Annotated in this window: 14 protein-coding genes; 4 read left to right on the top strand and 10 right to left on the bottom strand. The window is 49.7% G+C overall.

What is annotated here, in order from left to right; genetic code table 11:
• Positions 1 to 230: 230 nt before the first annotated feature.
• The gene (gene thiI / locus SC127_RS04390) at positions 231 to 1,679 is read left to right on the top strand and encodes a tRNA uracil 4-sulfurtransferase ThiI (protein ID WP_243078413.1); all 1,449 of its coding nucleotides are present in this window, start codon (positions 231 to 233) and stop codon (positions 1,677 to 1,679) included.
• 33 nt (positions 1,680 to 1,712) lie between these two features.
• Here the strand turns inward: thiI and yajL are convergent, their stop codons facing one another.
• Positions 1,713 to 2,315 carry a protein deglycase YajL gene (yajL, locus tag SC127_RS04385; RefSeq protein ID WP_215847449.1) on the bottom strand — a complete coding sequence of 201 codons (603 nt, stop codon included), beginning with the start codon at positions 2,313 to 2,315 and terminating at the stop codon, positions 1,713 to 1,715.
• The gene (gene panE / locus SC127_RS04380; RefSeq protein WP_332625390.1) at positions 2,269 to 3,189 is read right to left on the bottom strand and encodes a 2-dehydropantoate 2-reductase; all 921 of its coding nucleotides are present in this window, start codon (positions 3,187 to 3,189) and stop codon (positions 2,269 to 2,271) included. The genes yajL and panE overlap by 47 nt, the downstream gene beginning before the upstream one ends.
• A 135-nt stretch (positions 3,190 to 3,324) precedes the next feature.
• On the opposite strand from panE, the gene SC127_RS04375 reads away from it, so the two are divergent.
• A complete protein-coding gene (locus SC127_RS04375; RefSeq protein WP_215847448.1) occupies positions 3,325 to 3,816 on the top strand; it encodes a YajQ family cyclic di-GMP-binding protein in 492 nt (163 codons plus the stop codon).
• A 165-nt stretch (positions 3,817 to 3,981) separates the two neighbouring features.
• On the opposite strand, the gene SC127_RS04370 is transcribed toward SC127_RS04375, so the two are convergent.
• The 8 genes from SC127_RS04370 to SC127_RS04335 form a co-directional block, all read right to left on the bottom strand.
• A complete protein-coding gene (locus SC127_RS04370; protein ID WP_215847447.1) occupies positions 3,982 to 5,346 on the bottom strand; it encodes an MFS transporter in 1,365 nt (454 codons plus the stop codon).
• Positions 5,347 to 5,477: 131 nt separating this feature from the next.
• Entirely contained in the window at positions 5,478 to 6,365 is an 888-nt protein-coding gene (cyoE, locus tag SC127_RS04365; protein ID WP_243078411.1) for a heme o synthase, read from the bottom strand.
• A 13-nt stretch (positions 6,366 to 6,378) separates the two neighbouring features.
• A complete protein-coding gene (locus SC127_RS04360) occupies positions 6,379 to 6,708 on the bottom strand; it encodes a cytochrome o ubiquinol oxidase subunit IV (RefSeq protein ID WP_215847445.1) in 330 nt (109 codons plus the stop codon).
• A complete protein-coding gene (locus SC127_RS04355; protein ID WP_243078410.1) occupies positions 6,708 to 7,325 on the bottom strand; it encodes a cytochrome o ubiquinol oxidase subunit III in 618 nt (205 codons plus the stop codon). The genes SC127_RS04360 and SC127_RS04355 overlap by 1 nt, the downstream gene beginning before the upstream one ends.
• Positions 7,325 to 9,307, bottom strand: a complete 1,983-nt coding sequence (gene cyoB / locus SC127_RS04350; protein ID WP_215847443.1) for a cytochrome o ubiquinol oxidase subunit I — start codon at positions 9,305 to 9,307, stop codon at positions 7,325 to 7,327. Before cyoB ends, SC127_RS04355 begins: the two co-directional genes overlap by 1 nt.
• A gap of 4 nt (positions 9,308 to 9,311) precedes the next feature.
• Positions 9,312 to 10,238 (bottom strand): cytochrome o ubiquinol oxidase subunit II, encoded by a 927-nt coding sequence (gene cyoA, locus SC127_RS04345; RefSeq protein ID WP_243078409.1) that lies wholly within the window; start codon positions 10,236 to 10,238, stop codon positions 9,312 to 9,314.
• Positions 10,239 to 10,683: 445 nt separating this feature from the next.
• Positions 10,684 to 12,174: a muropeptide MFS transporter AmpG gene (gene ampG / locus SC127_RS04340; RefSeq protein ID WP_332625387.1), complete on the bottom strand. Its 1,491-nt coding sequence runs from the start codon at positions 12,172 to 12,174 to the stop codon at positions 10,684 to 10,686.
• 55 nt (positions 12,175 to 12,229) lie between these two features.
• On the bottom strand, positions 12,230 to 12,808 hold the full coding sequence (locus SC127_RS04335; protein WP_215847441.1) for a lipoprotein: 579 nt from the start codon (positions 12,806 to 12,808) through the stop codon (positions 12,230 to 12,232).
• A 280-nt stretch (positions 12,809 to 13,088) separates the two neighbouring features.
• On the opposite strand from SC127_RS04335, the gene bolA reads away from it, so the two are divergent.
• Together bolA and tig are read left to right on the top strand one after the other, a co-directional pair.
• The gene (gene bolA / locus SC127_RS04330) at positions 13,089 to 13,403 is read left to right on the top strand and encodes a transcriptional regulator BolA (RefSeq protein ID WP_215847440.1); all 315 of its coding nucleotides are present in this window, start codon (positions 13,089 to 13,091) and stop codon (positions 13,401 to 13,403) included.
• A 293-nt stretch (positions 13,404 to 13,696) separates the two neighbouring features.
• Positions 13,697 to 15,001: a trigger factor gene (tig, locus tag SC127_RS04325; protein WP_243078407.1), complete on the top strand. Its 1,305-nt coding sequence runs from the start codon at positions 13,697 to 13,699 to the stop codon at positions 14,999 to 15,001.
• Positions 15,002 to 15,210 lie beyond the last annotated feature (209 nt).

Here is a 15,210-nt window from a genome sequence, read left to right as displayed (position 1 = left end):
GTGTCGACTCGCGGTTAAGAATCATCTCGCAATCCGACATGGTAGCTGAGACGAAATGATTAGCAAAATAATCAATGTGGCGGCGGTTGCAGAAGCAGTCATCGGACAAAGGTGATATACTCTCGCGCCTCGGATGCGGATGCGCCTCGTAGCCCGCAATTTTTGTGATTTTACCAGCTAAGTGCTGCCTGTTTTAGCACTTATTTGCCCAACGAAGCTGTGTCGCCATCATGAAGTTTATCATCAAGTTATTTCCTGAAATCACCATCAAAAGTCAGTCGGTGCGCTTGCGCTTTATTAAGATTTTAGCCAGTAATATTCGCAACGTTCTGAAAACCGTCAGTGAAGAGATCGCGGTGGTACGTCACTGGGATCACATTGAAGTGCGCTCAAAAGATGAGTCGCTGCGGACATCGATTGCCGATGAGTTAACGCGCATCCCAGGTATTCATCACGTGTTGGCAGTCGAAGACCGTGAATATACCGACATCCACAATATTTTCGAACAGACGCTGGTGCAGTATCGCGATAGCCTGGAAAACAAAACTTTCTGCGTGCGCGTGAAGCGTCGCGGCAAGCACAGTTTCAGTTCGCAAGACGTCGAGCGTTATGTTGGTGGCGGTCTGAACCAGCACATTGAGACTGCAAAAGTACAGCTCAACAAGCCTGAAGTGACGGTAAATCTTGAAGTTGAAGAGAATCGCCTGACATTGGTCACTGCGCGTTACGAAGGTTTGGGTGGTTTCCCGGTCGGCACGCAAGAAGATGTGCTGTCACTGATCTCTGGCGGCTTCGACTCTGGCGTCTCCAGCTACATGCTGATGCGTCGCGGCAGTCGCGTACATTATTGCTTCTTTAACCTTGGCGGCGCAGCGCATGAAATTGGCGTTCGTCAGGTGGCTTATTACTTGTGGAGCCGCTTCGGTCGCTCGCACCGCGTGCGTTTCGTCGCAATCAACTTTGAACCCGTTGTCGGCGAAATTCTGGAAAAAGTGGATGACGGCCAAATGGGCGTGGTGCTGAAGCGCATGATGGTTCGCGCCGCCTCGCAGATTGCTGAACGCTACGGCGTTCAGGCGTTGGTGACCGGAGAAGCGCTGGGACAAGTTTCCAGCCAGACGCTGACTAACCTGCGTTTGATTGACAACGCTTCAGATACTTTGATTTTGCGTCCGCTGATTTCGCACGACAAAGAGCACATCATCAAAATTGCGCGTGAAATCGGTACGGAAGATTTCGCCAGCACCATGCCAGAATATTGCGGCGTGATTTCCAAAAGTCCAACGGTTAAAGCAGTGAAATCGAAAATTGAAGCAGAAGAGCGCAATTTCAATTTCGACATTCTGAACCAGGTGATTGAAGAAGCCACTAACGTTGATATCCGCGAGATTGCGGAGCAAACGGAAGAAGAGGTGGTGGAAGTTGAAACTGTGGCGTCATTAGGCACTAACGATATCGTGTTGGATATCCGCGCCATTGATGAACAGGAAGACAAACCGCTACAGCTTTCGGCAACGGAAGTGAAGTCGATGCCGTTCTACAAGCTCAGCACGCAGTTTGGCAATCTTGATCAGAATAAAACCTGGCTGTTGTATTGCGATCGCGGTGTGATGAGTCGATTGCAGGCGCTTTATCTGCATGAGCAAGGTTTTAAAAACGTAAAGGTTTATCGACCTTAAGCGAACAAGGCGGCAGCGATGCCGCCTTTTTAATCACTCAAATTCCTGATAGTTGTAGATTCCAGCCGCTAATACCAGCTGCGAAGCGACTTCACGCGCTTTCTCTTTTCCTACCAACAAATCAATCAGCTTCAACGCAAAATCCATTGCCGTGCCTGGCCCTTGGCTCGTCAGTAGGTTAACGCGTGGATCCCATACTACGCGGCGCTCCATCCACTTTTCTTCTGGGATGGTGGATTTAAGGCCAGGAAAACCGGTCATATTGCCCACTGGAAAGAGATCATGTGGAACTAAAACTGTGCCAGCTGCTGCACAAATCGCTGCAACAATACGCTCGGAAAGATGAAACTGGCGCACGGTTTCCACTAACAACGGGCTGTCGCGGAAGGTTTCAGCACCTTTGAGACCGCCGGGCAACACAATTGCCGCATAGTCGTTGTCTGCCACTTCCACTAAAGGCGCATCTGCTAACAGGCGCACGCCACGCGAACAAACAATCTCAAGCGCGCCATCACTTTCTACGCTGGCAGTGATGACTTTCAAGCCGCCGCGCACCAGTAAATCGATGGTGGTGACCGCTTCGGTCTCTTCACTGCCATGTGCCAGGCAAACCAGCACCGATGCGTTGGCGGTCATAATGTAACTCCTTGCGTTTAATCAGTTCAAACAAACGGGTATTTTCCGGCAGCGCCAGACCATGCGCGCGAGCACGGCGCAGCAGGAATCCGGTGATGTAATCGATCTCTGTCAGCCGCTGGGCACGCACATCCTGTAACATGGAGGACGTGTTGGCTGCGGTGCTTTCAATCACATCGAAAACAATCTCTTTTAAATTATCACTGGGGATGCTTTGACCTTCGCGCTCCATCACCCAACTGATCTCTTCGCTTAAGATTTCGATCTGTGCAGCGTGCGCACGCAGCGCACCGTTTTGGCAATCATATTCCACGGTAAGCGGATTAATGATGCAGTTAACCGCCAGCTTGCGCCAACAGGCGGCGCGGATGTTGTCATGCCAGGCCACATCCGGTAATGCGTGATGCAGGGTATCGGCAATGTTGCTGTAAAGCGCACTTTTGCGATTGCCTGGGCCGATATGCGTTATGCCGTTGGCGACGTGTTTAATCACCGTGCCATCACGCATCGCAGCGTGAGTAGTGATGCCGCGCAACAGCGGTTGCGTCATTCCTTTTAGCTCTTCCAGCGTGCCCATCCCGTTATGTAACAATAGAATAGGGCAATCGTCTGGCAGCACGCTTTCAAGATTTTTTACGGCCGGTGAGACCTGCGTTGCCTTGAGCGTGACCAGCAATAACTGGCTCTCAGCCAGAAACAGCGGATCGTTGGCGATAAAGGTTTTGTTGGAAACGTTGCCTTGAGGATCGACGACATTTGCCGAGCAATAAGGCTGCGGCACACGAAGCCAACCTTGAACGTCGTGTCCCTGGCGTGCAAGCGCGGAGAGCCAAATCTGACCTATTGCGCCGCACCCTAACACGGTAATTTTCATACTGCCTCCCGCTGGCGGGCTTATCGTTTTATTATTTACTGACACACATAAGTATAGCTTTGTGTGTCGCGTGATTTTATTTAGCGCCCTTAGACGGGTATTATGCATGCCACTTTAGTGTCAGGAGAAGAAGAGATGCCATCTTTCGATATCGTTTCAGAAGTCGACATGCAGGAAGTTCGCAATGCGGTAGATAATGCCAACCGTGAATTGTCTACCCGCTTCGATTTCCGCAACGTGAGCGCCAGCTACGAGCTCAACGAAAAGAATGAAACCATCAAAGTGCTCAGTGAATCTGATTTTCAGGTCAAGCAGTTGGTAGACATTTTGCGCGAGAAAATGCTTAAGCGCGGCATTGAGGGAGCAGCGTTAGAGGTTCCTGAAGAGATTGAGCACAGCGGAAAAAGCTGGAGTCTGGATGCCAAAATGAAAAAAGGCATTGAATCTGACGTAGCGAAAAAATTGGTGAAGCTGATCAAAGACAGCAAGCTGAAGGTGCAAACGCAGATTCAAGGTGAAGCGCTGCGTGTCACCGGTAAGTCACGTGATGATTTACAGGGGGCAATGGCAGTAGTCCGTGGTGGTAATCTGGGGCAGCCGTTCCAGTTTAAAAACTTCCGCGATTAATCATCTGATTGCGTGCGCAGCGTGACTTTTTTAACATGCTGCAAACGGTAAGGTAATTATCGTAATGGAGCCACGAGTCAATATCCGTATCTCTTTGATTGTATACACAACTTAAGCGTGTATTGTCGCGGTCAAAGACAAACCCGGCGAAAGCCGGGTTTTGCATTAATTGCTGGCGATGAGCGCTTCAAGCTCAACTCGACTGGTGACTTTGCTGTCAATCTTGATGTAGGCGCTCTTCTCTTCAGGCACGATAAATACGGAGGAAACGCCAGGCTGTGCTTTGAGGCGCTTTTCCAGATTCGGTGCGGCTAACACGGCATCGCTCAAGACGATTCGCAAGCTGCTGACATAAGGCGGCTCCTGCATCGTCATGCTAACAAACAGCCAAACGGTAGCCAGCATGGCGGTCACTAAAAACACCGTCTGCGCATCAAAATGCCCAAACACCCAACCGCCCATGCTGCCGCCAATGGCGACACCGAGGAACTGGCTGGTGGAGTAAAGTCCCATGGCGGTGCCTTTGTAACCTGCGGGCGATTCTTTGCTTACCAAAGAAGGCAAAATCGCTTCCATCAGGTTAAAGGCAAAGAAGAAAAGCTGCACACCAATGACCAGGGTCCAGAAGTGGCCTTCTGCGCCCCATAGCACGATTTCAGCCACCACAATCATACCGACGCAACCCACAAAAACGCGCTTCATGCGACGTTTAACTTCCGCATAAATGATGAACGGAATAACACCTGCAAAGGCGATGAGCATGGTGACCAGATAGACTTTCCAATGCTCTGCCGCCGGGAAACCTGCTTGCTCAAATTGCCCGGGTAACGCGACAAAACTCGACATCAACAAAACATGCAGGCAAAAAATGCCAAAATTCAGTTTCAGCAGACGCGAGTTAGCCATGACTTTGCTGAAGCTGCCTTTCACCATGCCCGATTCGCGATTCAACACATGATGGGTAGTAGAAGGCACCACGAGTAACGTAATAGCAATGCCAAGTGACGCAAGGATAGCAATCATCCAGAACAGGGCGTGCAGCCCCAAAGCGTGAGTAATGATGGGACCTAGCACCATCGCAATGGCAAAGGTAACGCCGAAGCTAATGCCGATAAACGCCATAGCCTTCGTGCGATTCTGCTCCCGCGTTAGGTCGGACAACAGGGCCATTACCGCAGCAGCAATCGCACCGGAACCTTGTAAAGCGCGACCTAAAATGATGCCCCAAATGGAATCACTGCAAGCTGCGATAACGCTGCCTAAAACAAACAGCAACAGACCGCCAACGATTAACGGCTTACGTCCAATACGATCAGAAAGCAAACCGAAGGGAATTTGAAAAATAGCCTGAGCCAGACCATAGATACCAATCGCCAAGCCAATTAGCGTTTCACTCGCGCCCTGTAATGCCATGCCATACGTTGTTAGTACCGGCAGGACCATAAACATTCCCAGCATACGCAGGGAAAAGACAGTGCCAAGGCCCCATGTGGCGCGCAGCTCCACTGGAGTCATTTTATTATCGTTCATTCCAACCTCTGTTAATGTGCTGCAATCATTCTAAGGAGCGGGGCAGGGCGGGTAAAACAATAGTTTTTAAGTAAGGGTAACAAAAAGAAAGGGCGCGAAATCGCGCCCTTGTCATACTGTTGCGGTGCTGATTACCACACGTAAGTCAGCAGGTCTTTTGACGCCGGTCCCATTGAATCAACCGACATCATCACGCTCAGCGCGGTGATGGCAACGATAGAGAAGACGAACAGTTTACGTGCCCAAACGCGATCGTTTGAGGTTTTGTAACCTGATAACGCCATGCCCAACCACCACACGCTTACTGCCGCAGCAACCACCAGATATTTGTAGCCAGCATAACCGCCCAGCGTCAGCATCAAGGTAGCAATCATGAACGCCAGAATGTAGAGCGTAATATGATTTTTTGCCACGGAGATGCCTTTTACTACCGGTAAAACCGGAATGTTCGCTGCCTGGTAATCTTTGAAGCGGAAGATCGCAATCGCGTACGAGTGCGGCATCTGCCACAGGCTAAAGATTGCCAGAAGGATCAGCGCGCCAGCATCAAACTCATTGGTCACTGCACAGTAGCCAATCACCGGCGGCGCTGCGCCAGAAAGACTACCAATCAGCGTGCCATAGACCGAATTGCGCTTCATATAGAGGCTGTAAATGCCGACGTATACGACGAAGCCCATTACCGCCAGCCACATGGCCAGCGGGTTAGCACCGAAATAGAGCAACGCAAAGCCAGCAATACCCAGCGCAGTGGCATAACACAGGCTTACTTTCGCGGAAATGAGGCCTTTAACCAGCACTCGATTCCTGGTTCTCTCCATCTTGATGTCAATGTCGCGGTCAATCACGTTGTTAAAAACACAACCTGAAGCCACTACCAATGACACGCCAACCAGCGAGGTGAGAAACAGGGCGTAATCAATGCTGCCTTTAGATGCCAGCAGAAATCCGCCAATGACAGAAATTAAATTCCCGAAAATAATTCCTGGTTTTGTTACTTGCAGGTATTGCTTAATCATTACGAGCGACTCTTTAGTGGGCCATCATGTTGTAGTTGAGGTTCCACATAATCCACAGCGAGCCTACAACGACAATCAGGATAATGATCGCCGAGAAGACAATGGCCACCATGTTCCAGCCACCCTCAGATTTGCTGTCTAAGTGCAGGAAGTAAACCAGGTGAACCAGCACCTGAATTATCGCACACACCAGAACTACACCGAGAATGGTACCGTGAGATGCACTGCCATCCATTACCATCCAGAACGGAATACCGGTCAGGATGATAGAAAGGATGAAACCGATCATGTATGACTTCACGCTACCGTGTGATGCACCATGTTCGTTAACAGAATGACTCATTACATGGCTCCCATCAGATAAACAACGGTAAAGACGCAAATCCAAACCACGTCCAGGAAGTGCCAGAACAGGCTCAGACACATGATACGCGTGCGGTTAGTGGCGCTCAGACCGCGCTTGGAGATCTGGAACATCAACAACAACATCCAGATCAAACCTGAAGTCACGTGCAGACCGTGCGTCCCCACCAGCGTAAAGAAGCCAGACAGGAAACCACTGCGATCCGGGCCGTAACCTTCAACAATCAGATGATGGAATTCATAGATTTCCATACCGATGAAGCCAAGACCGAACAGGAAGGTCAACGCCAGCCAACCGATAACGGCGCCTTTGTTTTCCTTGTTCATGGAGATAACAGCCATGCCGTAGGTAATGGAGCTCAACAACAGCAGTGCGGTTTCTACCAGAACAAACGGCAGTTCAAAGATATCTTTACCTGCCGGGCCACCGGCAGTGCTATTGACCATAACTGCATAGGTCGCAAACAAGGTTGCGAAGATAATGCAGTCACTCATCAGGTAGATCCAGAAACCAAAGACTTTATTGGCTCCTGCATCGTGATGCCCATGCTCCGCATGGGCGTCGTGGTGGTGTTTAGTCAGAGTTTCAGTTGACATTATTTCAGACCTGCTTTGCTGATTTCGTCAAAGTGCTGCTTCTCAATCTTCTCGACTTCGGCAACCGGAACGTAGTAATCCACGTCTTCGTCGAAGCTCTTCACGATCCAGGAAACGATCATGCCGAGGAAAGAGAGCCCCACCAGCCACCAGATATGCCAGATCAGCGCGAAACCAAAGATGGTACCGAAGGCGGCGATAACAATCGCAGCACCGCTGTTTTTCGGCATATGAATTTCTTCATATTTCTCCGGCTGCTTGTACGCTTCGCCTTTCTCTTTCATTTCCCAGAAAGCGTCACGTTCATGCACATGCGGGATAACAGCAAAGTTGTAGAACGGCGGTGGAGAAGAGGTTGACCACTCCAGCGTACGGCCGCCCCATGGGTCACCCGTCAGATCGCGGTTCTGCTCACGGTCACGTACAGAGACGTAGAACATGGTCAGTTGGCAAATAATACCCATTGCAATCAGGCCAGCACCGCACGCTGCAACAACCAGCAGTGAATGGAACTGTGGATCGATATCCTGGCTGATACGACGAGTCATACCCATGAAGCCCAGTGCGTACAGCGGCATAAAGGCAACAAAGAAGCCGATGATCCAGAACCAGAAAGCGCGTTTGCCCCAGGTTTCGTTCAGGGTAAAGCCGAAAGCTTTCGGGAACCAGTAGGTCACGCCAGCCATACAACCGAACACCACACCACCGATGATAACGTTATGGAAGTGTGCAATCAGGAACAGGCTGTTATGCAGAATAAAGTCAGCACCCGGAACGGCCAGCAGAACGCCGGTCATACCACCTACAGAGAAGGTGACCAGGAAGCCAACAGTCCACAGCATGGCAGAGTGCATCTCGATGCGACCCTGATACATGGTGAACAGCCAGTTAAAGATTTTAACCCCGGTCGGGATTGCGATAATCATCGTCATGATACCGAAGAAGGCGTTTACGTTAGCGCCCGCACCCATGGTGAAGAAGTGGTGCAGCCAAACGATGAACGACAATACGGTAATGGCGATGGTCGCCCAAACCAGAGAGGTGTAACCAAATAGACGCTTCTTCGAGAAGGTCGCCGTGATTTCAGCGAACACACCGAAGACGGGCAGAACCAGGATGTACACTTCCGGATGACCCCAAACCCAGATCAGGTTGACGTACATCATCATATTCCCGCCCATTTCATTGGTGAAGAAATGGAAACCGAGGTAACGATCAAGTGTCAACAGCGCCAGCGTAACGGTCAGAACCGGGAACGCAGCGATGATCAGGACGTTGGTGCAAAGTGCGGTCCAGGTAAATACCGGCATTTTGAACAGGCTCATGCCTGGTGCGCGCATCTTCAGAATGGTTACGAAGAAGTTAATACCGGTTAAGGTCGTACCGATACCAGAGAGTTGGAGACTCCATATCCAGTAATCGACCCCGACGCCGGGACTGTACTCCGCGCCGGATAGTGGCGGATAAGCCAACCAACCGGTCTGCGCGAACTCGCCCACACCCAGCGACAGGTTAACCAGGATCACACCGATCGCAGTAAACCAGAAGCTCAGGTTGTTCAGGAACGGGAACGCAACGTCACGTGCACCAATCTGCAACGGAACGGCGATGTTCATCAGGCCAACTACGAAAGGCATCGCCACGAAGAAGATCATAATCACGCCGTGCGCGGTAAAGATCTGGTCGTAGTGATGCGGCGGTAGAATGCCTGCTTCACCGGCCGAAGCCATCACCTGTTGGGTACGCATCATGATTGCATCAGCAAAACCACGCAGCAGCATGACAAATGCCATGATGATGTACATGATACCCAGTCGTTTGTGGTCGATAGACGTCAGCCATTCAGACCACAGATATTGCCATTTACCAAAATAGGTTAGGGCTGCAACGACTGCGAGACCACCTAAAATGATACCGGCGACCGTAACCATGATAATCGGTTCATGGTACGGCACTGCATCCAGTGTTAATTTTCCGAACATCGTATTATTCCTCGGCTCCCGCGGAAGCGGCATGACTCATGTCCATACCTTCGTGCTTAGGCATGTCCATTTTTCCGTGGCTCATCTTGAACTTGTCGATAACCTGCAAGAACAGTTCAGGATTTGCTGTAGAGAAATATTCCACCGGGTGATTTTCGCTTGGCACAGCTACTTTCTCGAAATCATCCATAGTAGTCAGCGTGTTAGGGGCCGCTTTAACTTTGGCCACCCACTGCTGGAATTCCGCATCGTCTTTGGTTGCAATGGCTTTGAACTTCATGCCAGAGAAACCACGACCACTAAAGTTCGCAGAGATACCGTCGAAAATTCCCGGTTCGTTGGCAATCAGATGCAATTTAGTCTGCATGCCAGCCATCGCGTAAATCTGGCTTCCGAGTGTCGGAATAAAGAAAGAATTCATGACGGAATTAGAGGTGATTTTAAAGTTCACTGGCGTGTTTGCCGGGAAGGCAATCTGGTTTACCGTCGCAATACCCTGTTCCGGGTAAATGAACAACCATTTCCAGTCCAGCGCAACCACATCGATCTCAACCGGTTTCACATCCGATTTCAGCGGTTTGCTTGGTTCGAGTGCGTGGGTTGATTTCCAGGTCAACACGCTCAGGAAAACAATGATCAGGATCGGAATGGTCCAAACCACGGCTTCCACTTTATTAGAGTGTGACCAGTTAGGGCTGTACTTCGCGTTAGTGTTGGAAGCCCGATATTTCCAGGCAAACACCACTGCCATCAAGACTGCGGGGATAACGACGATCAACATCAGGCCAAAGGCAGTCAGTATCAGCGAACGTTGCTCCAGTGCAACCTGTCCTTTGGGATTTAACAATGCACTATCACAGCCACTCATTAATAAAGTGCCTGCAATTAATGACAAAATCCCCAAACTTTTATTGTATTTACTGAGTCTCATTTAACGACCTCAATGACAAAGGGCTCTATTGTCGTTTAAGTGTGCGCGCATTTTACGGGAAGGTTTATGCAGTGTAAACCAGCTTAAGGATGTGTCAGATGCGTGTTGACACCTTTTGCTAGGGGTGTCACAGATGTTGCTTGGGGTGACAAATTATTAACGCAGACAAGCAGTTGGCTCCAATATAACAAAAAGCGATGGAAGTAACCGTAAAAAAAACAGGGAAAGGAATAACCCTTACTTTAATTACTCAACTGTTTAACAATTCTGTATCATTTTAGAGATAACTTTAATACAAGATAATTGCGTCCCGGTTTTTAATATCCCTTAGCTATATTATTTTCATCCAGAATTCCTCCTTCAAAAAATAACACGCGTTGATAAAATAGCACGCCTGCAGGTTTTGATGAGGAATAAGCCAATATCGGCAGAAATTAGGCGTACTTTACTTAAAAGTGGTTTCGGGATTTGGCGTTTTTTTCATTGACCAGTAATCCAAAATAACGCCACCCATTACGCCCAGTAGTGCCAGTACGATCCCGAGTTCAAACAGGTGAGGTAAAAGGTCTGGGAAGCGTTCAAAACCTGCTCCTTTTAATGCCAGCGTACACAACCAGAGTGCGATAACCAGGCATCCCGCTGTAAACAAACGGCGCGTCCAGCGATAACCTTTGCGATATAAGGTGCGCGGTAAAAACTCACCGCTATTTTGCATTGCATCCAGAGTTTGGCGGCAAAGGGTCAACAGCAGCAATCCTGGCAGAGCGGCTAGCACGGTAAAAGCGTAAAAGGTTGGCCAGCCCCAAAGTTCGACCAGCCAGCCAGCCGCGGGACCGACATAAACCCGGCCGACAGCAGACAATGCAGAGAGCAGCGCAAATTGAGTAGCGGAAAAAGAGCGATTACACAGTGTCATTAGCAGTGCGACAAACGCTGCCGTTCCCATGCCGCCGCACAGATTCTCAACAAATACTGCGCTGGCCATGCTCCACAAACGCTGATCGGTAATGGCTAATAGCCAATAGCCAAAGTTGGATACTGCTTGCAGCAATCCGAAGAGCATCAGCGCCCGGAACAGGCTCAGGCGCTGCATGAGCACGCCGCCATACAATGCTCCAATAATGGTCGCAATCAGGCCGAGCGTTTTGTTCACTAAGCCAACATCTCCAGCATTAAAGCCGACACCGCGGATCAGGAACGTTGTGGTCAGTGAGGCGGCAAAGGCATCACCGAGCTTATACAGGATGATCAGCGTGATCAGCAGCCAGGCATTATTTCGCTGAAAGAAATCTCTGAGCGGGTCGATAACGGCCTGACGCAAGGAGTGGGGTGTTGAGATAAGCGTATCGGGTTCTTTAGCCAGAAACGTTGCGATAATGCCCGGCACCATCATCAACGCCATCAGCCAATAGGTCATCTGCCAGCCTAAATAACGGTCTGCGAGCCACAACGCCAGCCCACCCGAAATCAGCATCGCCAGGCGATAACCCAAAACAGTGATGGCTGCACCACTGCCTCGCTCTTCGGCAGGCAAAATATCCGTTTTCCAGGCATCAAAAACAATATCTTGTGATGCTGAGCAAAAGGCAACCAGCACCGCGAGCGCAGCCATCAACGTTAAATCTCGACTGGGCTCCATGAACCCCATCGCGATAATGCCTGCAATTAACGCGACTTGCGTTACCAGCAGCCAGCCACGACGGCGGCCAAGGAATGGCGGCGTATAGCGATCCATCATGGGTGACCAGAGGAATTTAAAGACGTAAGCCTGGCCTACCAAAGAAAAGAAACCGATCGTTTTCAGGTCAACATTTTCTACCGTCATCCATGCCTGTAACGTACCTGCAGTTAATGCTAACGGCAGACCGGACGCAAAACCGAGCAGCAGTAAGACGGCGGCATTTTTTTGGGTAAAGATGCGGAGATAGTGATTCATGCTGACCTTGAGGAGATGCCCGACGCGGTGCCGGGCAGGGGAAAAACAGGTTTAATTAACGCGCGTTTTGCTTGATGAAGTTATTCACGCTGGTATCTTGCGCCATATCAGCAATGACATCGCTCATGGTTGAGTTTACAGCGTTGGTGATCTTCTGATTGTTCGCACTGAAGGCACCTTCCACACTGTAAGTCTGGCGATAGTTTTTAACTTGCTTGTTGCCGTTTTTCGCGGTGGCGATGATAGAAATATCAGCTTTAGTTGTAATGCTGTAGCGCACGTTACCTTGCGTTACATCGGCATAGAGATTGTTGACAACGATTTGCAGATCAACGGCGCCGTTAGGGCCCACCATATAACCGCGCGCGGTCATTTGCTTCTCAAGCACTTCCTGAAGCAGGAAACGTAGGTCGCGCGAAGGCGTCAACGTGACGAGTTGTCCATCACGATTCACTTTCGCCAATGCCTGATCGCTACGCTGATCGGCACCGTTAATGCTCACAGTGACACCCATCAGGCTTGGATCTTGCTGCGGCAGCTCGATTTTAGGTTGGATAGTTAATGTATTATTGCTGGATGCACAGCCGGCCAATATAAACGCAGCCAACAGCGGGAATAACAGTTTTTTCAACATACTTGTTCTCGTTAGCATAGTGGGTTGGTTTGCAAAAACTGTCGTCATCATAGCATTGCGCGGCAGTGAAAAAAGCCCCACATCAGGGGAAATTGATTGTAAAGGCTTTTTTCAGCGTTTTGGATGTTGCAGCCATTTGAGCATCAATCGAGACGGGTTAAGATGTCAGTGTTCGGAAAGTGCTATCAGAATATTTCCGCGCTTCGCTACATTTTGCGTCAAAAAACCTACTAATATTTAAACAGATGGGGCACAGCGCTCGCCATTGAGGAGTAAAACAATGATCCGCGAACAAATAGAAGAAAAGCTGCGCCTGGCCTTTGAGCCGGCTCATCTGGAAGTGCACGACGAAAGTTATCGACACAATGTTCCTGCCGGTTCTGAAAGCCATTTTAAAGTGGTGATAGTAAGTGATTGTTTTACTGGGCAACGTTTTCTGGCTCGTCACCGTGCTATTTACGGAGAACTGACTGTAGAACTGGCAGGCAGCGTGCATGCCTTGGCGTTACACACTTACACAGTAAAAGAGTGGGAAGGCTTACAGGATACTGTACTCGCTTCACCGAACTGCCGCGGTGCCGGAACCCTCGCTTAAACCTTTATAAATAAAACGGCCTGCGGGCCGTTTTTCTTTTCGATTTATACATAAACGCGATCCCCAGCGCAAAAAATCAACAAAACTGTTAAAAAGTGGTGAGTTAGCATCCTCGACTCATTCCAGCGATGCCGCTATAATGCTGCGTCTATTTTTCCGGAATGTCTTCGGGACGCTTCTGGTAACAGGGATCAGGTTCTCTTCACGGAAGCCGTCCCGGTTGTTGGATACGGCGCATTAACAATGTGTGGTGTCTGAAGTTGACCGAGCACGTGATTTTTTGAGGTAACAAGATGCAAGTTTCAGTAGAAACCACTCAAGGCCTGGGCCGTCGCATTACGATCACTGTCGCAGCTGACAGCATCGAAAGCGCCGTAAAAAAAGAACTGGTTGATGTGGCGAAAAAAGTCCGTATCGATGGTTTCCGCAAAGGCAAAGTGCCAATGAACATCGTGGCACAGCGTTACGGTGCTTCTGTACGTCAAGACGTGCTGGGCGATCTGATGACGCGCAACTTCGTTGACGCCATCATCAAAGAAAAAATCAATCCGGCTGGCGCACCTAACTACGTGCCAGGCGAATATAAAGAAGGCCAGGATTTCACCTATTCGGTCGATTTCGAAGTTTATCCAGAAGTTGAGCTGAAAGGCCTGGAAAACATCGAAGTTGAAAAACCAGTGGTTGAAGTGACTGATGCTGACGTTGACGCCATGCTGGATACCCTGCGTAAGCAGCAAGCCAACTGGATCGAAACTGAAGCAGCTGCCGAAGCGGAAGATCGCGCAACTATCGATTTCTCCGGTTCTGTTGATGGCGAAGAGTTTGAAGGCGGCAAAGCGTCTGACTTCGTGCTGGCAATGGGCCAGGGTCGCATGATTCCAGGCTTTGAAGAAGGCGTTGTGGGTCATAAAGCGGGCGAGACTTTCACTATCGACGTGAAATTCCCAGACGATTACCACGCTGAAAACCTGAAAGGCAAAGATGCGAAGTTCGAGATCGTGCTGAAGAAAGTTGAAACGCGCGAACTGCCAGAATTTACTGAAGAGTTCATCAAGCGTTTCGGCGTTGAAGATGGTTCAATTGCCGGTTTGCGTACTGAAGTCCGTAAAAACATGGATCGCGAGCTGAAAGGCGCAATCCGTAACCGCATCAAGACCCAAGCAATCGACGGTTTAGTTGAAGCCAACGAAATCGACGTACCTGCTGCGTTGATTGACAGCGAAATCGACGTTCTGCGTCGTCAGGCTGCACAGCGTTTTGGTGGCAACGAGCAGCAAGCGCTGGAATTACCACGTGAGCTGTTTGAAGAGCAGGCTAAGCGCCGTGTTGTTGTAGGTCTGCTGCTGGGTGAAGTGATTCGCACCCACGAGCTGAAAGCTGACGAAGCGCGCGTAAGCACGTTGATCGAAGAAATGGCGTCTGCCTACGAAGATCCAAAAGAAGTCATCGAGTTCTACAGCAAAAATAATGAGCTGATGAACAACATGCGTAACGTTGCATTGGAAGAGCAAGCGGTTGAAGCGGTTCTGGCTAAAGCCAAAGTGACCGAAAAAGCCACTAACTTCCAGGATCTGATGAACCAGACTCAGTCTGCCTGATTCCAGATTTAACCTGACGTGCTAAGCCCGCAACTGAAAAGTCGCGGGCTTTTTTGTTTTTAGCGTTCAGGCGCACAGGCTTTAGCGCTATTCGGTTAATTAATCGGCAAATTATTCACGCATCGCTTTTTCCGGGTTAGCGATTAAGGAAAAGATTGTTATGCTTGAAACAACTGGGCAGCATCCCCAGATAGAGGGAGTATGCAAAT

This window comes from Pantoea sp. T14, assembly GCF_036663535.1.
GTDB classification, from domain to species: domain Bacteria; phylum Pseudomonadota; class Gammaproteobacteria; order Enterobacterales; family Enterobacteriaceae; genus Pantoea; species Pantoea phytostimulans.
Note: the sequence above shows the minus strand (reverse complement) of the source record. Positions and strands in the feature narration are given on the sequence as shown.